The sequence below is a fragment of the Alcaligenes sp. NLF5-7 genome (assembly GCF_024266725.1).
GTDB classification, from domain to species: Bacteria; Pseudomonadota; Gammaproteobacteria; order Burkholderiales; family Burkholderiaceae_B; genus Alcaligenes; species Alcaligenes phenolicus.
The window spans coordinates 1,935,709-1,957,251 of record NZ_CP100755.1 but is presented as its reverse complement, the minus strand read 5'-3'; the positions used below and the strand labels follow the sequence as shown (position 1 = coordinate 1,957,251).

19 protein-coding genes are annotated in these 21,543 nt (G+C 54.4%); 5 read left to right on the top strand and 14 right to left on the bottom strand.

From position 1 onward, the window contains the following. The first annotated feature begins 350 nt into the window (after nucleotides 1-350). The 4 genes from MID00_RS09085 (at nucleotide 351) to MID00_RS09070 (ending at nucleotide 3,626) form a co-directional block, all read left to right on the top strand. Entirely contained in the window at nucleotides 351-1,847 is a 1,497-nt protein-coding gene (locus MID00_RS09085; RefSeq protein WP_250756278.1) for a radical SAM protein, read from the top strand. Beyond that, nucleotides 1,759-2,586: a 2OG-Fe dioxygenase family protein gene (locus tag MID00_RS09080; protein ID WP_254500202.1), complete on the top strand. Its 828-nt coding sequence runs from the start codon at nucleotides 1,759-1,761 to the stop codon at nucleotides 2,584-2,586. Before MID00_RS09085 ends, MID00_RS09080 begins: the two co-directional genes overlap by 89 nt. Nucleotides 2,587-2,707: 121 nt before the next feature. After that, nucleotides 2,708-3,322 carry an AzlC family ABC transporter permease gene (locus tag MID00_RS09075; RefSeq protein WP_031233066.1) on the top strand — a complete coding sequence of 205 codons (615 nt, stop codon included), beginning with the start codon at nucleotides 2,708-2,710 and terminating at the stop codon, nucleotides 3,320-3,322. Continuing rightward, nucleotides 3,315-3,626 carry an AzlD domain-containing protein gene (locus MID00_RS09070; RefSeq protein WP_009456887.1) on the top strand — a complete coding sequence of 104 codons (312 nt, stop codon included), beginning with the start codon at nucleotides 3,315-3,317 and terminating at the stop codon, nucleotides 3,624-3,626. The genes MID00_RS09075 and MID00_RS09070 overlap by 8 nt, the downstream gene beginning before the upstream one ends. A 56-nt stretch (nucleotides 3,627-3,682) precedes the next feature. Here MID00_RS09070 and phnX read toward each other — a convergent pair whose 3' ends face one another. The 10 genes from phnX to glmS form a co-directional block, all read right to left on the bottom strand. Next, nucleotides 3,683-4,510: a phosphonoacetaldehyde hydrolase gene (gene phnX, locus MID00_RS09065; RefSeq protein WP_035269761.1), complete on the bottom strand. Its 828-nt coding sequence runs from the start codon at nucleotides 4,508-4,510 to the stop codon at nucleotides 3,683-3,685. Between the two features lie 36 nt (nucleotides 4,511-4,546). Continuing rightward, a complete protein-coding gene (locus MID00_RS09060; protein WP_250756279.1) occupies nucleotides 4,547-5,416 on the bottom strand; it encodes a LysR substrate-binding domain-containing protein in 870 nt (289 codons plus the stop codon). A gap of 22 nt (nucleotides 5,417-5,438) precedes the next feature. Continuing rightward, entirely contained in the window at nucleotides 5,439-6,734 is a 1,296-nt protein-coding gene (locus MID00_RS09055; protein WP_254500201.1) for an MFS transporter, read from the bottom strand. Between the two features lie 127 nt (nucleotides 6,735-6,861). Next, nucleotides 6,862-7,944, bottom strand: a complete 1,083-nt coding sequence (gene psrA, locus MID00_RS09050; RefSeq protein WP_203145342.1) for an iron-containing alcohol dehydrogenase PsrA — start codon at nucleotides 7,942-7,944, stop codon at nucleotides 6,862-6,864. Nucleotides 7,945-8,116: 172 nt separating this feature from the next. Beyond that, complete coding sequence (locus MID00_RS09045; RefSeq protein ID WP_250756280.1) at nucleotides 8,117-8,455, bottom strand: DUF6616 family protein; 339 nt, start codon at nucleotides 8,453-8,455, stop codon at nucleotides 8,117-8,119. 278 nt (nucleotides 8,456-8,733) lie between these two features. Continuing rightward, nucleotides 8,734-9,975, bottom strand: a complete 1,242-nt coding sequence (locus MID00_RS09040) for a YncE family protein (RefSeq protein ID WP_254500200.1) — start codon at nucleotides 9,973-9,975, stop codon at nucleotides 8,734-8,736. 31 nt (nucleotides 9,976-10,006) lie between these two features. Further along, the gene (locus tag MID00_RS09035) at nucleotides 10,007-12,541 is read right to left on the bottom strand and encodes a TonB-dependent siderophore receptor (RefSeq protein ID WP_254500199.1); all 2,535 of its coding nucleotides are present in this window, start codon (nucleotides 12,539-12,541) and stop codon (nucleotides 10,007-10,009) included. A gap of 289 nt (nucleotides 12,542-12,830) precedes the next feature. After that, nucleotides 12,831-13,781 (bottom strand): FecR domain-containing protein, encoded by a 951-nt coding sequence (locus MID00_RS09030; protein ID WP_200914617.1) that lies wholly within the window; start codon nucleotides 13,779-13,781, stop codon nucleotides 12,831-12,833. Nucleotides 13,782-13,840: 59 nt separating this feature from the next. Beyond that, nucleotides 13,841-14,410, bottom strand: coding sequence for a sigma-70 family RNA polymerase sigma factor (locus MID00_RS09025; protein ID WP_336973611.1), 570 nt, complete (start codon nucleotides 14,408-14,410; stop codon nucleotides 13,841-13,843). 233 nt (nucleotides 14,411-14,643) lie between these two features. Next, nucleotides 14,644-16,470, bottom strand: a complete 1,827-nt coding sequence (gene glmS / locus MID00_RS09020; RefSeq protein WP_022983659.1) for a glutamine--fructose-6-phosphate transaminase (isomerizing) — start codon at nucleotides 16,468-16,470, stop codon at nucleotides 14,644-14,646. A 201-nt stretch (nucleotides 16,471-16,671) separates the two neighbouring features. Here glmS and MID00_RS09015 point away from each other — a divergent pair, with 201 nt between their 5' ends. Further along, the gene (locus tag MID00_RS09015; RefSeq protein WP_250756284.1) at nucleotides 16,672-17,148 is read left to right on the top strand and encodes an Lrp/AsnC family transcriptional regulator; all 477 of its coding nucleotides are present in this window, start codon (nucleotides 16,672-16,674) and stop codon (nucleotides 17,146-17,148) included. 7 nt (nucleotides 17,149-17,155) lie between these two features. On the opposite strand, the gene MID00_RS09010 is transcribed toward MID00_RS09015, so the two are convergent. The 4 genes from MID00_RS09010 to MID00_RS08995 form a co-directional block, all read right to left on the bottom strand. Continuing rightward, entirely contained in the window at nucleotides 17,156-18,274 is a 1,119-nt protein-coding gene (locus MID00_RS09010) for a glycosyltransferase family 4 protein (RefSeq protein ID WP_254500198.1), read from the bottom strand. 108 nt (nucleotides 18,275-18,382) lie between these two features. Beyond that, nucleotides 18,383-19,753, bottom strand: coding sequence for a bifunctional UDP-N-acetylglucosamine diphosphorylase/glucosamine-1-phosphate N-acetyltransferase GlmU (glmU, locus tag MID00_RS09005; RefSeq protein ID WP_254500197.1), 1,371 nt, complete (start codon nucleotides 19,751-19,753; stop codon nucleotides 18,383-18,385). A gap of 26 nt (nucleotides 19,754-19,779) precedes the next feature. Next, nucleotides 19,780-20,652 carry a PhaM family polyhydroxyalkanoate granule multifunctional regulatory protein gene (locus MID00_RS09000; protein WP_254500196.1) on the bottom strand — a complete coding sequence of 291 codons (873 nt, stop codon included), beginning with the start codon at nucleotides 20,650-20,652 and terminating at the stop codon, nucleotides 19,780-19,782. 44 nt (nucleotides 20,653-20,696) lie between these two features. Beyond that, nucleotides 20,697-21,524, bottom strand: coding sequence for an NUDIX hydrolase family protein (locus tag MID00_RS08995; RefSeq protein WP_009457498.1), 828 nt, complete (start codon nucleotides 21,522-21,524; stop codon nucleotides 20,697-20,699). Nucleotides 21,525-21,543: the final 19 nt, after the last annotated feature.

The following is a 21,543-nucleotide window of genomic DNA, read 5'->3' as shown; positions in this document are numbered from 1 at the left end:
AATTCAAAAAAATTACTGAATATTTATTTGTACATTCTGTTTATTTTCTTTGACTTCAAAACGAAATTTTTTACTCACAAATAAGGTAAAAAATTCTTTTAAAAATGCTTAAAAAGGAAAGACCATGACATTTAACAGCAAAGTAAACCCAATGGCTGGTACGGTCGGCGGTACTGTGGGTGGCACAGTTGGTGGAACGGTTGGTGGGACGGTTGGCGGTACCGTAGGTGGCACTGTAGGTGGGACTCTTGGTCAGCCTGGTGTGGAATTAGCTACTCGTTTAACCAAGTAGCTTACCGAGCCACCCGCAAGGGTGGCCTCTCACACATCTACAGGATGAGGATTGCTTTGTGATAAACGCAGTGAAAACCCAAATATTTACTCTATCTAAAGACACTGTCCAGAAACGTATCGGCGATAGAACTGCAACCTACCACAGACTGCTGGGAGGCCTTTTCTTATTGGATGACGCTGGCCAAAATATTCTCCAGTCCTTTAAAGACGGAAAATCGGTTTCAAGCCACCTCTTTACAGAGGGTGCAAGAGATAGAGAAGAAGAGCTGATCCAGCAACTAATAGCAAGAAAAATATTGATAGAAGACAAAGAGGAAAAAACATCAAAGAAAGAAATAAATAAAAAAATAAATATTATTCAGTTAGTCTTAGCCAATGCCTGCAACTTTGGATGCACCTACTGCTTTGAAGGAATTCAAGGCAAGGAAATGTCGGCAGAAGATGAAATAAAAAAAATAGAAGAATCCAGAATCGTCGCTAAAGACAGCATAAAAATAAACATTGAAAACTCAATGTATGCATCTAAAGAGCGATTCGAACACCAATACAGTCCAAAAAATCGCTCCATGAAGCCAGAAGATGGGGTGACCTATGTAGAGTCCGCACTCAACGTAGCGCGGTCCGAGGGGGTTCAGGAGGTCATGGTTCAATTCTTTGGAGGGGAGCCTCTTCTGAACTGGCGAACCATCAAAGCGGTTCTTGAAAGATTTGGGCGTGGAGAAAATGATGGAATGGTTATCCACTATTCAACGGTAACGAATGGCTCTCTAATCACCGATGAGGTAGCCGAAACATTCCGCAAATACCAAGTTGCCGTCTGTGTCAGTGTGGACTCACCAAACAGTCCCAGCCGCCCACTAAAAAATGGGAATGACAGTATGCCCATTGTCATGAACGGCCTGAAAAAGCTACAGCAGCACAACAATCGAGTAGCCCTCAACGCAGCTCTGACCTCTGCTACATGGGACGACTTCAATGAAGGGATTGTAGATTTAGCCGTTGAGGTAGGAGCTAAAGAAATTGGGGTTGTAGTCGACTTTGACCCTACTTTTTACTCTACATACGGTACCGCTAACATCGTTGATCGACTCTGGCATGTTATCCAGTACGGCCGCCAAAAGGGTGTGGTTTTAACTGGTTACTGGCACCAGATTTTTCAGGTCATGCTGGGCTTCAACACAGTGAGTTACCGGGGCTTCAAAAACTGCTCGGCTAAAGGTGCTCAATTCAGCATAGAACCTAATGGATCAGTATTTTCTTGCAAAGCAGGCTCCACTTTGCTGGGAGATATTCGTGATGAAACCAAAATCTTGAACGAAAAACCCTATTTGGAGCACGCGAGCCTACGACAACAGAATCCAGACTTCTGTCAGGGCTGTGAAATAGAAGGGTTCTGCGCCGGACTTTGTCTGGGTCCGTTAGAGAAAAAATTCGACTCAATAAGGGCAGTAGAAGAGTCAGCCTGTGATTTCTATCGCGGCATTACAAGAAAACATATTGAAGCTTTGCAGCCATATGAAATTGCCACTTTCGATCTCAAGCCCGCCCAATAAAGGACAAAAAATGACTCCTATAGCTGAAACAACTGTTCTTGGAAAAAGTGTGAACCACGACTACGCCGAGCACGGATACTGTGTGATCACTATGCCTGAGGTACCCCAAAGCCTATTGAACTCATTCAACGACATGCCAAGAGACATGCATAGTTTAGGTAGGCTTAGGGAAATTCGCTTGACCCAATACATAGGGTACTGGGAAGCAAACGAGTGGGTTTTCGCTCCCCTACCCCAGAGAAAATATGTTCAGTCTGCCCACTACATACGGCTAGCAGAAGCAGGTGGAGTGGCTCGGCACCGAGAACAAATTGTTGGGGACCCAACAATGTTGATTGCTGCGGTCTTAGATGAGTTACCCGTTGATCTCACTCAGATGTTTCAGATTAATGTGAACCAGATCCGGGTCACCGCAAATGCCGACTACAAAGGCATCACGGTCCCCGAAGGACCGCATAGGGATGGTCATGAATTCAGCGTTATCGCGATAGCAAAGAGAAGTAATGTGAAGGGTGGTGAAACCCAGGTCATCGATCCCCAAACTCGCGAAGTTTTGTTCCGCACTACCTTGGCAGAAAACCAAGCCATTCTGATTGATGATGAACGCTTCATTCATTACGCCAGCAATATAGAACCGGAAGAAGGTGATATCGGTTACCGAGATATATGGGTCATTGAAATCAACCGCTGGAAAAACCGCGCATACGGCCCCACTCACGAACAAGCTTCTATGGCCTAAGCATATGCCCGACTCCCCAAAAATAGAAGCACGCCCAAGCCTGAGCCAGAAAGCCAGCTCACTCCACCTAAAGTCCTCTCTCAGAGTGCTTCCATCCGCTCTGGCTATTGTTCCTGTGAGCATGTTGTTCGGCGTTTTAGCGTATCGAGCCGACTGGAGCACTCTTGAAATTCTGGCTGCTGGTCTGCTGGGTTTTACGGGTAGCGGGCAGTTTGCTGTACTACCGCTGGCTGAGTCCAACGCCAGTTTTCTGACAATACTGATTATTTGCGCATCTATTAACTGCCGCTACTTTCCTATTGCCCTCACAACTGGCAAGCGGCTGCCCAAGCCCTTTGTCTCTCGGGTTCTGGTGTCGCACATGCTGGGGGACGAGGCGTATGCCACGGAAAGAAATAACGACACTGTGGCAGAGACTATCTGCATACGACTCACCATATTCACATTCTGGGTAGTTTCAGGGGTGTTGGGAGCAGTCATTGCCAAGTCCATTCCACCTGCCTGGCTGAGCACCAATATTCATCTTGGTTTTCCCGCCAGTGTGGTGCTTGTCTATCTGTCTGCCCTGCAACTGAAGACAAGAATCATCGGCATTTACCGCAAGCAGATTGTGTTGATTGCCCTATGCATGGCCTTGGCGATCGCTTTCTATTCCTTGCTTGGAGCAACATATTTTTGGCTCCCTAGCGTAATGATCAGCGCCCTACTTTTAGATAAATGGAAAGCCCGTGAATGAAGGAATCAGTAGTTCAATCGCCGCACTCTTTTTAACCAGCCTGCTAGTTCGAGTCTTACCCGTGGCTTTTAATTTTCAGTTTCCTGATAGGCTTGCCAAATGGATGGAGACGATCTTACCGTCAGCTGTTTTTCTAAATTTCCTTGTTTATATTTTCATGCAGGAAATACAAATTGCAGCCATACCTGCTCTGCTTGCTCTCAGCATCACCGCCCTTCTGGCTTACTGGAATCGCGGCGGCCTGTTCTTAGGCGTGCTAGGCGGCTGCAGCTCGTACTATTTGTTGAGTACTGTGTTTGTTTGAGATAGAAAACCCAGGTCCAGCATGATGCCAAACCTGGATTTCGCAAATACCTCAAATCAGCTGCTTTGAGGCATCTCCCCATTGGCCAAGCGGCGGTTGATGTCTGCCAGCACCTCGGGCAGATCAACAATGGTATCGATCAGATAATGCGGGCGCGAATCGCTGAACATGGCCCCAATACGCTCGCGTTCGCTTTGCAGCTTGTCGGCAGGCAGCTTCTTGAACTCGTCGTAGGTCAGACCCAGAGCATTGCCCGAGCAGGTTAGTGCCACGGTCCACATCCCGGCACTGCGCCCCTCCACAATGCCGGGCCAGGTGTCATCTACTTTGACGCAGGCGGCCACGTCCGACACACCCAAGGCAATCACGTTGGCCAGCGACTGAGCCGGGTACGGGCGGCCATTGGGCACCTCATCCGTTGCGACCACGCATTCTGCCATGTAGCCATTTTTCGCTGCCAATTCGACCACTTTATCCATGACCACTTTGGGGTAGCCAGAACACGATCCTACTTTGACACCGGTACTTTTCAGGTTGGAGATCACTTCCAGTGCCCCCGGAATCAGGGCCGAGTGCTCGGCAATTTTTTCGATCTGCAAAGGCATGAAGCGCTCGTAAATCGCCGTGACATCGTCGTCGCTGGGGACACGGCCAAACTTGGCTTTATAGCGCTCGGCAATCTCGGGCACATTGCACAAGGTGCGAATGTGATCCCACTTGCCCATCCCCATGGGGCCACGAGCTTCTTCCAGGGACACTTGCACACCAAACTCGGCAAAAGCCTCGACAAAAATCTGCGTGGGTGCAAAAGAGCCAAAATCAACGACAGTGCCTGCCCAGTCAAAAATAACGGCCTGTACTTGTTGAGGTTGCTGATACGTCATCATCGTTCTCCAAACGCGAAATGCGGTGTAAACAAGCTAATGGGTGGATTCCAGATCCATGAACAAATCATTAATAAGTGGTCGGTCTTTTCGTAATTCCAGGCAGCACAGGTAGTAGTCGATATAAAAAGGATGCTGGTCGAACGTGATCAGCCGGGTACCGGGAATATCCACATACTCCGGCGCTGAGACAAAACCAATGCCCAGCCCTTTACGTATGGCATGCACAATGGCCTCGCGGCTGTTCAGTTCCATCACGCAATTGATCCTGATCTGATGCTGCCTGCAACCCTCCTCAATAATCTGGCGGGTGCGTGAACCTTGCTCCCTCAGCACGACAGGCTCATCCTGAAGCTGCTGAACCGATACCCGACCCTGCGAGCACCAGGGATGCTTTTCGGGCACCACAGCCACCACCGGATAGCGATGGTAAAGCCGGGTGTACAAGCTTGGATCTGATTTGGGATGCGCCAGCAAGGCCACATCCACATCAAAGTCGTACAGCTTTTCCAGCACCTCGCTGGCCGAGGCAAAGTAGGTTTTCAATTCAATATCCGGATTGTTCTGCCCCAGCTTGAAAATCAGATCCATCGCGATAGGTGGCGAGACCGCCCCCACTCGCAACAGGCCGGATTTACGCTGCTTGAAACTCTCCAGCAATTGCACCGCTTCCTCTTCAAGATCAAACAAGGGCTTGGTGATCTCGTAGAGCTGCTGTCCGGCCGAGCTCAGTTCCAACTGATTGCCGGAGCGATAAAACAGCTCGACATCAAAACGCTTTTCCAAAGCCCGGACTTGTTCGCTGACGGTAGGCTGCCCAATGCTGAGATAACGTGCGGCCGAGGTGAAACCGCCGGTATGGGCGACGGCGTAAAACGATCTCAACCATTTGTGGTACTGGTGCATGGACAAGCCTCAGGAGTGATGATTAACGACGTATGAATAGTGCCACCAGCGCACTGCAGGCACACGCAATCAACACAATCACAAAGATCAGCGAGGTATCCCCCGTCGAATCCAGGACGCTCCCGATCATGGGCTCGGCCAGACCGGCGAACAGATAGGAAGAAAAGTTCATGACACCGGTTGCCGTGCCCGAACGTTTGGCTCCCACCAGATCGGGACACAAGGCCCAGAAGCTGGAAGCGGGTCCATACACAAAGAAACCGCACAGAAACAGCGCCACCAGGCCCAAAGTGCTATGAACCGGCAAGGTCCACATCCACAGGCTGGTCAAGGCACCCAGGCTCGTATAGAGCATGATGGCCAGGTAACGCTTGGAGCCAAACAGGCGGTCTGAAATCCAGCCATTGCTCAGCGCTCCAACGGCCATGCCCACTGGCAGAGCGATCGTGATCCACTTGGGATCAATCAGGCTGTCGCCCGTCTTCCAGTCCGCGCCCAGAAAATGGACCGGCACCCAGACAATCAAGCCGTATCGGGCTGCATTCTGAAAGCCCAGGGACAAGGCCGCAATCAGCAGGCGCTTGTTTTTCAGAACAGCCTTGTAACGCTCCCAGGAGGACTCCTTCTCCCCTTCCAGCGCCTTGGCCTGATCGTTGGCATTGGCCACTCCCGTATCGGCCAAAGGCTCAAAACCCATATCCTCTGGCCGCTCGCGAGCAACCAGATAAAACACGATTCCGCCCAGCAACATCAGCAATACGGGCAGCCGGAAAATCCAGCGCCAGTCCAGATGCATGACATCGATCACCACGATCGAGGTGACATACGACAGAATCGACGCACAGCCTGCAGCAAACACGTATAAGCCATAGGCCTTGCCGCGCTCGGACACACCCCACCAGTTGGAGATCAGGCGACTGCCCGGTGCCCAGCCCAGCGCCTGAAAGTAGCCATTGGCACCCCAGGGAATGATCAGGCTGAAAAAACCGGTGGCAAAGCTGGCTACCCAGTTCGCACCACACGACAGAATCGCGCCAGCAGACATGATGCGACGACCGCCATACTTGTCCGCCAGATTGCCATTGATGGCTTTTCCAATGGCGTAGGCCCATAACAAGGCGGCCGATACCCAGCCCAGGGCAGCACTGCTAAAGCCAAACTCTTCTTTCAAACCCGGAATTGCAAACCCGAAAGTCTGCCGCCCGGTATAGAAAAATAGATAACAGAACATCGCGGCCAGCAGCATGCGCCATTGGGCCCGACGAAACGAAGACCCGGATGCCGCCGTGGCCCCCGACAGACTTGTTGCGTGATTCATAACCAGCTCCTTTCACTCCCCCGCTGCTGGCAAGCCAGGCCAGAGGAATGCTCTATTCATGCGGTATGAGAAGGGGGGGAATCTTTCCTCTCTCCCTTCATTCGTTTGTCTCTCGTTTTTTTATGACTCAGGCGGCGATAAAGTTCTTGCCGCGTGCACCCTGCATGGCATAAGTAATCATGGCAGCCTGCTCGTCCGGCCCTACGCCGTAGTCCTCAAACTCGGTCTTGACGCCCACACTGAGCAAGAAGTCCCGCAAGTGAGCTTGAGCCTGCTTGCGATCAGGGCCAAACAGGCTTTCAAACACCAGATCCCGGGATGGATCACAGCCCCAGGCCAGGCCCAGTACAAAGGGCAAGGTAAAGGAGCAAGCAATGCCATGCGGCAAGCCGTGACGCAAGGTCATTTCGTAAGAGATGGAGTGCGCCAGGGCGGTCTTGGTATTGGAAAACGCCATGCCCGCTTTCAAGGCCGCCAGCGCCATTTTGGAGCGCAGCTGGATATTACCCAGATCCTTCTGCAGCAAGGGCAAATAGGTAAGGATGTCCTGAATGGCAGAGACCGCAAAGGTGTCGGAAATGGGGTTGGCATTCACATTCCAGATCGACTCCAGGGCGTGCGACAAGGCATCCAGCCCGGTCGAGACTGTCACTTTTTCCGGTACTGTCAGCATCAACTCCGGATCAATAATGGCAACGGCAGGCCAGGTTTGTTCCAGATGCAAAGAGTATTTTTTCTGTGCTTGCTGATCCCAGATCGTGGCCCACGGAGTGACCTCGCTGCCGGTCCCTGCGGTCGTAGGCACCGCAATCAAGGACTTGGCCTGAACAGGAGTAAAAGCCTTGCCGGTGGACAAGAGATCCAGCAGTTCCTGGAAGGTGCCCGTCTGAGTCCCCACAATCAGCGCCTTGGCCGTATCAATGGCACTGCCCCCGCCCACGGCCAGCACAATGTCCGTTTGCCCGGCTTGCTGCCAGAAGGACTCGTAGACATCCTTCAAATAACTGACATCGGGATTTGGCTGCACATCTTCGACAACATGAATCAGCCTATCGCCCAGCAAATTCCCGATACGCTCAACCAAACCCAGTCCACGAGCCTCCGGAAAGGTCACCAAGGTGACTTTCTTGTTGGCCGCCAAGGTAGAAATTTCATTCAAACTTCCCGGGCCGAAGCAGGTCCGAACCGGGTTGGAAAAATACGCTGTCATGGTTTGCCTCCTTATTGTTACTAGTCATCGTAGAGAGGCATACCAAGGGGGACAAATCGATTAATTCGCACTGGCTATCGATGCAACCAATACCTTTTTTACAGAGGCAGCTCACATGGGCCGCCCCTTGCACAGCGTATCTCTTCTGATCTTCCCAATACAAATGAAGCAGTCAGACTTTCGCCAACTCCGCCAGATGTTGAGCAAAACCTCCTTCTGCCCCCGCCGCATTCACATGGTCGAAATACTCGTACCAACCACTGGCTTTGATGCCAGCCAGCAAAGCCTGGCAAGCTTGTTGATCAGGGAAGCGCCACACACCCATAAAGCGGTGCTCACTGGCCTGGTCAATATCGTGCTCGGTAGCGGTCAGAGCCAGCACCTCAATACCAAGGTTTGAGAGGCCTCCCATCGCCTCCTGAAGACCTGCCAGGAAGGACTGGCGCTGCTCGACGGGCAAGGCATTCCACTTGGCATTAGGCGTGTAAAGCTCGATCAAATAATGAGACATGGGCTGTTTTCCTTTCACTGAGGAGACGTAATAGGGACTGAAGAATTGGATATGTCGCGTTTACAGGTGGGGCAACAAAGAAACTGCGTGCAGCGCAAGACTGCAGCACTGTTTCACCCTTTCCACATGGAACATGTCATTTGATTAGATATCTAATCTTATAGATTACAAATAAATTTCGCAAGCAATCCATACGCGTAAAAAAGCCCGAGTTCAGCATGACGCCGAACCCGGGCTTTGGATCCCACCTTGTCAATCAATCAGGCTGCTTTGGCCTTTTAGAACTGGATGCGCACCATACGCTCTTTAGTCCCTTTTTCCTTGCTGTTACCGTCGTTCTTCACCGACACATACAAGGCTTTTTCAGCGGGGATGTATTCCAGGCTGTTGGGGTGTGGAGCCAGCTCAATGGTTTGCAGCGGCTTGTAGTTCACCGTATCGAAAATACTGACCGAACCCTTGCCCTCTTTCTCGCGCACACCGCCTCGGTTAGCGACAAACAGACGCTGGGATTCGGCGTCAAAACGCACACCAATAGGCACTTCGCCGGTAGGCATGGTTGCCAGGGTTTTACCGTTGGATGCATCCAGCACAAACACTTGATGACCAGCGCTGCGGCGCTTGTATTCACGCTCCAGATGCAGGTTACGCGCGTCATCACGGTCAATCCCCTGGTCCACCCCGAACAATCGGTTCTGCGCCGGGTCATACGCCAGGTTCAGCAACTGGTCGGCTTCAATTTCCCAGACCTGATCGATGTTCAAGGTCTGGCTATTTACCACCATGATTTGGCCCTGCATATTGGAGACAAACAAGCGGTTATTGGCCTCGTCCAGGGTGATGCCCACGACGTTATAGCCAAAGCCTGGCAGCACTTTTTCCAGCTCCAATGTCCGGGTATTCACCACGAACAGCACACTGTCAAAACCCAGGCCCAAGCCAGGCGCGAACACACGGTGGTTTTTCTTGTCCACGACCAGTTCACGCGTCTTGTACTGGAAGTCCTCGGTAATCTTGAAACGCTCCATCATCTTCAGCAAACCGTCTTTGCGTGCCTGGCCAAAATCAGCCGCGTTGATGGTGTCCTGAAAATTGATTTTTTCCTGCACCCGAATGCGCTTGATGACCTCGTTCTTGACGGTATCAACCACGGCAATCGTGCCGTTGAAGCCTTGAGTCAGATACAGGCGGTTGGCGGCATCATCCAGGGCTACTCCAAAGCTCTTGGCCTCCATGGGAATCTCTTGCTTGATTTCCAGGGTCTTGGGGTCCAGCACCAGCGTGCGCGACAAGGTCTCGTCCTTCCAGTTGGGCGAGGACACGTACAAGCTGGATTGAGCGGGGCTGAAGACAATTTCCAGAACTTCGGCGGCAGTCGGTTTTTGCATGATCTGTGCTTGGGTAACGGCTTGGTAGCCCACAGGGGCAGGAGTCTTGGCGTGTACGTAGCCCGTGGACAAGGCCATTGCAACAGCAAGGTACAGACCACGAACAAGATGGCGAGTCGTAATTGGCGTCATAAGGGTAGGCTCGAGATAAAGGAAAAAGGAATTACCACTGGTAGTCGATCGACAAGTGCACGTTGCGCGGCGCACCATAGCGGGCCCGGAAGATCACGAAGTTGTCGTAGTAACGCTTGTCGAACAAATTGTTTACCGTGAGCTTGGCATTCCAGTGCGAATTGACGCGATAGTCCGCATGCAGACCCACCAGGGCATAGCTGCTGTGGGTGTCTTCCAGCGCCTTGCCGTTGCTGGCCGTATAAGGACGGCCAGCCGTCCACAGATCACGCTTGCCAAACCAGTTCACGGTGGCGCCGGCGCTCAAGCCTTGCAACGCACCGGAGAATTGGTACATGGTGCCCAGACGGAAGGTTTGGCTGGGAATGTAGGTGTTGATCCGCTCGCCTTCACCGTTTTTAGTGCTGGCGTAGCTATAAGAAGCAAACACATTCCAGTTGTTGGTCAGTGCGCCGCTTAGCTCCACTTCAAAACCTTTGGTTTTGTTGCCAGCGCCCGAAGACACGAAGGGGCGGCTGCCATCAGGCAATAGGAAGTCATCCGGCACCGAAGGGTCCAGCACGGCCAGATTGTTCTGACGGGTCTCGAAAGCGGCCAGGGAGAACTGCAGGGCCTCCTCCATCAAGCTGCCTTTCAAACCAATTTCACGGTTAACCCCGGTAATGGGATCCAGGAAGTTCTCGTTGATGTCCTTGTAGCTTTGCGGCTGGAACAGGCGGGTATAACTGGCGTAGGCCGTCAGGTTCGGGTTGATGTCATACGTCACCCCAAAGTACGGCGTAATTTCATTGCGGTTACGCAGCTCGTTGGACACGCCAGTGAACTGGCCGGTTTTACCGTAGTTATCACGGTAGGTTTTGTAATCCGACAAGCGCAGGCCCATGATCACATTCAAGGGATCAATAATGTTCAAGCGCGTACCGGCAAAGAAACCGTATTCGCGTGTGTGGACACGGTTCCATTCACCTGTGCGGCTGACGCTGGGCTCGGGCATATAGCCGTCCCAGTCGTAAATATTGGGGATGAACCAGTTGCGGGTATCGCTGACCTGCATGGTATACGTGGTGTCACGTTTGCGAGTGCCGTTAAAACCGAACATCAGCTGGTGCTCGCGGCCAAACAGCTCGAAAGGACCATTGGCCGACAACTCCAGGTTGTCCTGATGGCGATAGCCATTGGCGGCCAGGTTGGCGCGGATGCCTATACCGGATCCGTCCGGGCGCACCACCGGATTCACGCCCTGCCCCAGGCCAGTAATCAGGGCATCGCCATCGTCACGTTGATGGCTGTAGCTGAGCTTGGCATTCCACTTGTTTTCAAACTCATGCTCGACCGAGAAGAAAGCGTTTTGATGCTTCTTGTCCCAGTAGGTCCAATCCGGCACCAGCGACATGGAGCGCGAAACGTCAATACGGTCGCCCTCGCTGGTAAACAAGGGCACACCCATATTGCCTTCGCCTCGCAGCTTGGCGGTCTGGTAGTCGTAGCCAGCGGTCAGCAAGGTTCTGTCTGTCAGGTCAAATTCCAGCATGCCGGACAGCAAATCGTTCTTGTGGTCCTGGCGATCCATGAAGGAGTCCGCCTGCTTGCGCGAACCAATAACACGCATACGCAAACGGCCGTCTTCAGTCAGCGGGCCGGTCACATCCGCCGTCACGCGTTTGTCGCTCCAGGAGCCGTAGTGGGCGCTTAACTTGCCGCCAAATTCTGCTTGCGGACGTTTGCGAATCAAGTTGATCAAGGCGGAGGGCTCGCCGGTAGGCGACAACAAACCTGTCGCTCCGCGCACGACTTCCACACGGTCGTATAAATCCATATCCAGAGAAATAGGATTGAATGCTCCACGTCCGGCAGCACGGTAGCTGCTTTGCACGCCATCCACTTGCACATTGCTGATGTCAAAGCCACGGGCCTGAAACTGAAACCCGCCTCCCACCGCGGCCGTATTGGCCGTCACGCCAGTGGTAAAGTTCATCACATCATCGAAGCTGGTCAGGCCGAAATCGTCCATTTGCTGGCGCGTCATCACACTGACCGACTGCGGCGTGTGCTGGGTGTCCATATTCAAACGAGTAGCGGTGCTGCTGGTGCCATTGAGCGTGTACAGGCCGGTGTCCTCAGTCGCCCGATTCAGGGTGCCTTTGACACGCACGGGTTCCAGCTGAGTTGTTTCCGTGACGGGCCACAAGTTCACCGTACTGGCATCGCGCGAGTAACGAATGCCCGTGCCTGCCAGCAAAGTATCCAAAGCCTGCACCACGCTGTAATTCCCCTTCAGGCCCGAGCTTTGCTTGCCTTCGGCCACGCTACCTGCGCCGACCAGGTAGACCCCGCTTTCTTGCGAGAAGCGCATCAACACCCGGCTCAAGGGGCCTGCTGGTATGTCATAACGCTGTGTCTTGTCTGCCGTCGGGCTGCTTCGCGTGGTCGCCTGGGCAGGCGTGGTACTGGCAATAAACGCGCTACCGGCCATCAAGACATACAGGGCCAAGGCCAGTGGACGCAAAGGGGCGCAATGCGATCCTGCATCCTTGGACAGGGAAAGGGGATCGGGGCGACGATGCATAAGGAGACATCCTTCAAAAACACGGGTCAGTCACAATAAAAACGATGAACCTGAACGATGTTCTTGCGTTGATGTTCAGTACTGAGCAGCCACGGCGGGCTGCCTCCTGCTTCATTGGCCTCACGCCAATCAGGTCCTCTTACTGTCTAAAACCACCAAGTCTCCAAAACCCGGAACCTGCTTTTGCATCTTTTTTGAGATTTTTGGGCCAAAATCCGGCAAGCCTTTGAATCTGATAGGTTTTTATTTTTATTATTTATGACCATCGTTGGTGAAATGCCCTGCTCAATCAATCCAGAGCTTGCACACTGGTCCACCAGGGCATGGGCTGATCGATGCGAATCGGCAATGCTGAAGCCAGCATTTTCAGCACGCGGTCCGTGTCATGAATGGGGAAGCTGCCATAGACCTTCAGATCGGCCACTGCCTCATCTACACCGAGATAGCCTTTGCGGTAACGGCTCAATTCCTTGATCACGCTACGCAAGGCAATGTTGTCAGCCACCAGCACGCCTTGGGTCCAGGCTTCGCGCGCCTGATCGGCGTCCATGCTTTGCCGGATACGCTGCGCACTAAAGTGCACCTGCTTGCCCGCCTGTACCGTGGCGGTGTTTTGACCTTTTGCCGTAGACACCTGCACAGCCCCTTCGTAGACCGCCAGCTGCGTACAGTCCTTGTCCATACGCACATTGAATTGCGTGCCCAAGGCCCGCATATTGCCCTGCGGGGTTTGAACGGTAAAAGGTCTTTCCGTATCGTCCTTGGCCGTCTGAATGAAGATCTCGCCGGAGATCAAAACAATATGGCGAGCCTGCGCGGTGAACTGCACATCAATCGCAGAGGCGGTGTTCAGCCACAGCCGGGAGCCATCTGCCAGCACAATCTGGCTCTGCTCGCCGGTTTGTGTGGAATGGTCGGCGGCCAGGGCCAGAACACTGGATGGCAGCCAGGACTGACGCCAGCCCAGCCAACTTAGAACCCCCGTTCCTGCCAGCGCAGCCACGCTGGCCAGAACGCGACGGCGCTGATGCAAACGCTCGTTGGCCGTGTGCAATTTCTCCACCACACGACGTGAATCCGGCGCGGTACGCACTGGCTCAAAACTGCGGCTGACTTCCTCCACATAACGCCAAGCGGTGCTGTGCATCTCGTCCTGTTTGAGCCAGTTCTGCCAGGCAGAGCGCTGCGCCGCACTGGCTTTGCCATCGCGCAGGCAGGCATACCATTCAGCGGCTTGCATCAAAACGGCGTGGGGAGGTGTAGCGGGAGAAGAAAAACTGGAGCCGTGCTTCATGAGGCTTAGTATTGAGGTTCCTGACGCAATTCGGCGACGGTCTGGCAAGCATGCAGGCTGATGCAGCCCAACATGGCTTGTGCCACGTACTTGCGCACCATGCGGCCGGAAATGCCCATTTCCGCGCCGACCTCATCGTCTGTCATCTCGCAAATGACGGCCAGGGTAAACGCCTTGGCCGCTTTGGGAGACAGGCTGCTGAGCATGGCGCTGATCTCTTCCAGCGCCTGCAAAATCATGGCCTGGCGTTCTGCCGAAGGGTAAAAGTTCTCGGGTGTAGCAGCCAGAATATCCAGCCAGGCCTGTTCAATTTCCTGACGTCGCCACAGATTGATGCACAGGTTTTGTGCCGTCTTGCGCAAGTAGGCGCGGGCCTCGCCAGGACTGGTAAATTGCCAGCGAGAACGGCTGCTTAACAAACGTACAAAGGTGTCCTGCGCCAAGTCAGCCGCCTGGTCCGCGCCACCCAAGCGGTGATGCAGCCAGCGCTGCAACCAACTATGGTGGTCGCAGTACAGTGACTCGACCGACTCGGCCGAATACATGCCTGACAAGGGAAGAACTGAAGATGACACGAGGGTACTCCGCACCGCTAGATAATGAGAATCGTTATCAATTATAGAGTGTGAGCTGCAAAATCCGCTAGCGGTGTGTGTTTGCAGCGACACATAAACTGGCTTTCAGGCAAGGCTCACCCTCTTTCGCAGGATTTAGTTCCCTATAAAAACCACTCGAAAATTGCCAAACGGCGAAGAATGCAAAAAGAGCCGCATAAGCGGCTCTTTACGGTCGATGTAATCTGAAAAACTTATTCGACAGTCACACTCTTGGCCAAATTCCGTGGCTTATCCACGTCCGTGCCGCGCGAGCAAGCGGTGTGATAAGCCAGCAATTGCAAGGTCACGGTGTGCAAGATGGGGGACAGCTTGCCGTAGTGCTCCGGCATACGGATCACATGCACACGCTCGCTGCTGCCGATACGGGTATCGGCGTCCGCAAACACGTACAGCTCACCACCGCGTGCGTGGACTTCTTCGATATTGGATTTCAGCTTTTCCAGCAGCTCATCGCGTGGGGCGATGGTGACCACGGGCATGGCTTCGGTAACCAGGGCCAGAGGGCCGTGTTTCAGTTCACCAGCGGGATAGCCTTCAGCGTGGATGTAGCTGATTTCTTTCAGTTTCAACGCGCCTTCCATGGCGATGGGGTAATGCATGCCACGGCCCAGGAACAAGGCGTTTTCCTTGCTGGCGAAACGGTCTGCCCACGCCATGATTTGTGGCTCCAGAGCCAGCACGGCAGCGATAGCGGTAGGCAGGTGGCGCAGGGCTTTCAGGTAGTCACCTTCCTGCTCCTGATTCAGGTGACCTTTGACTTGAGCCAGCGCGATGGTCAGCAGGAACAAGGCGGTCAACTGGGTGGTGAAGGCTTTGGTGGAAGCCACACCAATTTCCACGCCAGCACGGGTGATGTAGGACAGCTTGCACTCACGCACCATGGCGCTGGTGGCCACGTTGCAGATGGTCAGGGTCTGTTCCATGCCCAGGCTGCGGGCGTGTTTCAAGGCGGCCAGCGTGTCAGCCGTTTCGCCGGACTGGGAAATCGTCACCACCAAAGTGCGCGGATTGGGCACGCTGTCGCGGTAGCGGTACTCGCTGGCAATTTCCACATTGACGGGGATTTTGGCCAGAGACTCAATCCAGTAGCGAGCGGTCAGACCGGCGTAGTAGCTGGTGCCGCAAGCCAGAATCAGCACATTGTCGATGTCCTGGAAAACCTTGTAGGCCTGGTCACCAAACAACTCGGGTGTGACGCTTTCAATGTCTTGCAAGGTATCGCCTACAGCGCGGGGCTGCTCGAAGATTTCCTTTTGCATGAAGTGGCGGTATGGGCCCAATTCAGCGGCTGCGGTGTGCAGATGTACGGTATGTACAGGGCGATCGACGGCGCGGCCGTCCTTGTCCATGATCCACACTTTATTGATCTGCAGATCAATCACATCACCGTCTTCCAGGTAGATGATTTGATCGGTGGTGCCGGCCAATGCCAAGGCATCCGAAGCCAGGAAGTTTTCATTCTGACCCACACCTACAACCAAAGGCGAACCGTGGCGAGCACCTACCACGCGATGTGGCTCGTCCTGACAGAACACGGCAATCGCATAAGCACCGGTCAAGCGACGGATGACCTGCTGCACGGCCTCGAACAGATCCCCGTTGTACAGATGATCGATCAGGTGGGCGATCACTTCGGTGTCGGTTTGGCTCTCGAACACGTAGCCAATGCTTTGCAGCTCGGCGCGCAGTTCGTCGTGGTTTTCGATGATGCCGTTATGCACCAGCGCAATACGTGCTTTGCCCTTGCCGGAGAAGTGCGGGTGAGCATTATGAGTAGCAGGCGCGCCATGGGTTGCCCAGCGAGTGTGAGCAATGCCGGTAAAGCCTTGCAGATGATCTGCCTTGACCTGCTCTTGCAGTTCGGCCACGCGTTGAGTACTGCGTGCCCGCAACAACTGGCCCTGCGCATGAACAGCAACGCCGCAAGAATCGTAGCCCCGGTATTCCAGACGCTTCAAACCTTCCAGCAGCACGGGGACAATATCGCGTTGCGCTACCGCGCCAACAATTCCACACATAGCCAACTCCTGTTCATGGCCCCCTTCGGTGGGCCAACTAATCAATTCAATCCGCTTATTCTGATCTGAATCACGAAAAATTTTATGTCTATTTTTTCTTTGAAATGAATTAAAATTTCATTTAATAATCAATATGAAAGAAAAGATAAATTAAATTTATTTAACGGAATTTTATTTCATCATAGATAGATAAACCTTGTCATGATTGAACTGGACGAGCTGGATTTACGCATTCTGGAGCAGCTGCAAAATGATGCTTCCATCAGCAATCAAGCGCTGGCTTTGCGCGTGCACGCCTCTCCCCCAACCTGCTTGCGGCGAGTACGTCGTTTAAGTGAACAAGGGGTAATTCGCAGGCAGGTTGCCTTGCTGGACCCGGAGCAACTGGGCCCCAGCTTGACGGCCATTGTGGAGATTACGCTGGACCGTCAGGGTGAAGAATACCTGCAGCACTTCGAGCGCCTGATGGCCCCCGAAGCAGCAGTGACGCAATGCTATCGCGTCTCGACCGGGGTGGATTTCATTGTGATCTTGCAAGTCAGCGACATGACGGCGTATCACAAGCTGGCTCACGCTTTATTCACCAGTCAGGCGAATATCCGCAATATACGAAGCTTCTTTTCGATTCATCAGGCCAAGTTCGAGACGCGGGTGCCTTTACCTGCACCAAAGATGTAAGCCGGGCTCAGTTCCGTACACGTTGCTGTACCAGTTGCTGATACAGACGCAAGTAACGCTGCGCCATGACAGCGGGGTCATGCTCCTGCTGCACCCAGCGATGCGCCAGCGCTGCCTGTTGCCGCGCTGCTGTCGGATTGCTCAAAGTGTCATCCAGAGCCTGTGCAATGGCTTGTGCATCCCCTACCGCGCATAACTTGCCACGGCCATTATCCAGCAGCTCACTCAAACCGCCCGCCATCGTGGCCGTAACGGGCACGCCGTACACGAACGCATCAAGAACGCTGGAGCCCAGGGCTTCATGACGGGAGCTCAGGACAAAGCCGTCCATCAAGCGATAAGCCTGTTCGGGGCGGGCTTCAAAACCAGCCAGCTTGTAGCAGCCTTCCAGCCCCAACTGCGCAATCAGTTCCTCTGCCGCCGAGGTCTCGGAGCCAGGCGCACCGAAATGCAGAAACACAAAGTCCTGACGACGCTGATACAAGGCATGAATCGCGCGTATCAAAGTCTGGGGATCTTTCTCGGACGTCAGTGCCGCCATCGTCCCCAGAACGTGCAAGCCCTGCGGATTCCACCGCAGCCGCAAGTGGTTCACATAGGCCTCATCCTGCTCGACGTACTCGATGGCACTAGGAATCACATCTACGGAAAAGCCCAGGCGACGCGGCTCTGCCGCTGCTGCCTGGCTGATCGCTACCAAACGATCCGCCTTGCGCCACTTCCAACGCGTGCGTCGTTCCTTGGAAGTCAAAGCACTGTCTGGCTGCTGTCCGCTACGTTGCTCGACGCGTTTGCGGTCAATCGGAAAAGCCGTTCGGCGCGTAAAGACCACCCGTTTGGGCAACCAGAAATGCAGCAAGGCCAGCCAGCTCATGCAGGACGCGGTTTGGGAATGGACGATATCAAAACCCCGGCCATGCACCAGTAAATAGCGCAGCGCGGCACCCACGGAGGCGCATTCCACCACACTCACGCCCTGCTCTTTAGCACGCTTGGCCAACTCTTCATCACGTCGGGCCAATAGACTGACCTGATGACCAGCCTGTTGCATCTGCTGGATGCTCAGCAGGGTTTGCCGCTCGCCACCGCGCCAGCCGCGCTCGAAGTTAAGCTGCAGAATGCGCATGACGACGATCCAGAATCAGCCCATCCGGGCACTGTGTGCCACAAGAGCAAGCAGCAATGCTCCCCTTGCGATGCAAAGGGAGGGATACCGAAGATGGGCTAACACACATCAAGATTTGCGAACCGGGCGCTTCCAGCCGGACACGCTGCGCTGTTCCGAACGCGACAAGGTCAGCTGATCATCCGGTGCATTGCGCACCAGGGTCGTACCCGCGCCAATCGTTGCGCCACGGCCTACCGTCACCGGAGCCACCAGTTGCGTATCCGAGCCGATGAAGGCATCGTCACCAATCACGGTGCGGAACTTGTTCACGCCATCGTAATTGCAGGTGATGGTGCCTGCGCCAATGTTCACACGCTGCCCCACATCGGCATCACCGATATAGGCCAGGTGATTGGCTTTGGAACCTTCACCCAGCTGGGTGTTCTTGATTTCCACGAAGTTGCCCACGTGGGTGTGATTGGCCAGAACAGCACCAGGGCGCAGACGGGCATAAGGGCCGATACGGGCTTCTTCGCCAACCTGGGCTTGTTGCAGATGGCTGAAAGCTTCGATTTGCGTACCGGCACCAATCGTCACGTCACGCAGCACGCTATGCGGGCCGACACGCACGCCGTCTTGCAACACAACCTTGCCTTCAAACACGCAACCCACATCAATGAACACATCACGGCCACACTCCAGTGTGCCGCGCAGATCAAAGCGGGCCGGGTCGGCCAAGGTCACGCCTTTTTCCAGCAGACGGCTAGCCTGTTCTGCTTGCCACAGACGCTCCAGCTCGGCCTGTTGAATGCGGCTGTTCACACCCAGGGTTTCCCAACCAGCAGCTGGCTGAGCAGCTTGCACGGGCACGCCATCGGCAACCGCCAAGGCAATGATGTCGGTCAGGTAGTACTCGCCCTGAGCGTTGTCGTTGGTGATGCGGGTCAGCCAATCTTTCAGGCGCGCCGTCGGGGCTACCAGAATGCCGGTGTTCACTTCCTTCACGGCACGCTCGGCTTCGCTGGCATCCTTGTGCTCGACAATGCGTTGTACGGTGCCATCTGCACCGCGAATGATGCGGCCGTAGCCTGTGGAGTCTGCCAGCGTTTCGGTCAGCACGGCCACGCCTTGCCCACGGGCTTGCAGCAAGCGGCGCAAGGTGTCAGCCTGGACCAGAGGAACGTCGCCATACAGAACCAGCGTGGCGTCATCTTCCTGGTCGCCACCGACCAGTTCAGGCACGGCCTGTTGCACTGCATGGCCCGTACCATGCTGAGGTTGTTGCAAGGCAAAGGCCAGCTCGGCCTGTGCGAAGGTTTGCTGAACGCGCTCGGCGCCATGACCCACCACGACCACAACTTTTTCCGGCTCCAGTTCACGTGCGCTGTCGAGCACGTGGGCCAGCATGGATTTGCCGGCGATAGGATGCAGTACTTTGGGCAGGTCAGACTGCATACGCTTGCCCATGCCTGCTGCCAGAATCACGATATTAAGCATAAAAATTTACCTACAAGGTTGGTCGATCAGTTCTTTTTGGTACTGCTTTTGGTGCTGCGCGTGGCGGTTTTTTTAGCCGCCGTTTTGGTGGCCGCCTTGGCCGCAGTTTTAGTGGCGGCTTTCGCTGCCGTTTTTACCCGCTTGGCTGCTGCCGGAGCACTGGTCTTGGCCGAAGTCTGGGCATTGGCAGCTGCCGGTTTGGAGGATTTGGCCGACGAGCCTGCCGCTTTAGCCTTGCTCGCCTGCTGACGATAATTTTCCACCTGCTGCATTGATGCGGCTGTGGCGGTCGCCATGGCATCAAACTGCTGTTGCAGCATGTTCCACCACGCTTGTGCAGCGGGATTTCCTGCACCGGCGTCCTGCTGGGCACCGGGCTGTTTATCTTTTGGGGCGTCCTGCTTGGCAGCCGCTTCGGGCTGTGGCGCAGCTTGTTGAGGCTGTGCCGAAGCATGCTGAGATGCCGTTTGCGATGCCGCTTCCGGCTTGTTGGCCCCAGACCTGGAATCTGAGGCAGCCGCGCTATCCGCCGCTGCCGTCATGGGATTGAAGGCCATAAAGGCTTCAAAGGGATTTTTCCCGCCCGCAGCCTGCGTACCTTGCTGTGCCATGGTCTTGATAGCCGCCAAGGTGGAGCGCTGAATCTCCAGACCCTGGATAGTCGTGCTCAGCATGGACAGGTTCAGCTGCAACCAGCTTTCCACGGCACGCAAGTCACGAATACGACGATCCAGATCATCGGGGGACAAGCTGGGCATCATGCCCGAACTCAAATCGCCCGCACCACCGCTGGCCATGTTTTTCCAGGCCTGCGCCATCATGTCCATGCTGCGCAGCAAGGGATTGTTGCCGCCGCCCAGGGCATTGAAATCAGGTATACCAAAAGGATTCGGGTTCATGCGTAGCTCCCATCGGGTTGGTGCCTGCCCGGTGATTCCCAGGTTCAGGCCAGCTGTTCCAGATGCTGCTTGATGCTGTCGATCAGCACCACTTGCGCTTCCAGGGTGAACAAATCTGCTTCTATCATTTGCCAGGCTTCATCCAGCGTCAATAAGCGAAACTCACTAACCTCGCCGTCCATATTGCAGGGCCGTACATCGTCGGCCAGCACGCAATCGCTAACCAGAGCATTTTCCACTTGGTAGCCTTCCGGCAGGCGACGGTGCATGCGCAAGGACACACGCAAGGGGGTGCAATTGTCCAGCACGGACTCGGCCAACCCCGCTTCTTCATAACTTTCGCGTATCAGAGAGGTATGCAGCGATTCACCACTGACCGCCAATCCACCGACCAGCGTGTCCCACATATTCGGGTCTGTTGACTTGGTGGGTGAACGACGTGCGGCCCAGATACGGCCGTCTGTGGACCAGCCATTCAAATGCACGGCTTGCGTCAAAAAGCCCAAGGGCCGTACCGCACCGCGTTCAATGCGCGACAGGCACTGCCCTTCTCCGACCACGTCCAGCAACTCGTCACGCCAGGCCCGAATGCAACCGCCTTCCTGCAAACGCAAGGCGACCTGATCCAGGACCTGAGCCAAGCTCAATTCCTGGCTGGGGCAATCGCTCAGACGCAAGACATCTTCTTCAATCGAGACCCCTGGCAAAGGCTCGATACAACGAGCAGCCTTGGGGGTGATCCATCCGGCAACGCGCCCATCAACAGTGACAGGACGGCTGCCAGGCGGGGGCAATTGTTGCAGCTGACTGGTCAAGCTGGCCATGCGCTGACGCAGGGCCTGAGTAAGTGATCGGTTCTGGAACAAAGTCATAGTCCGCGATTGTAATTCA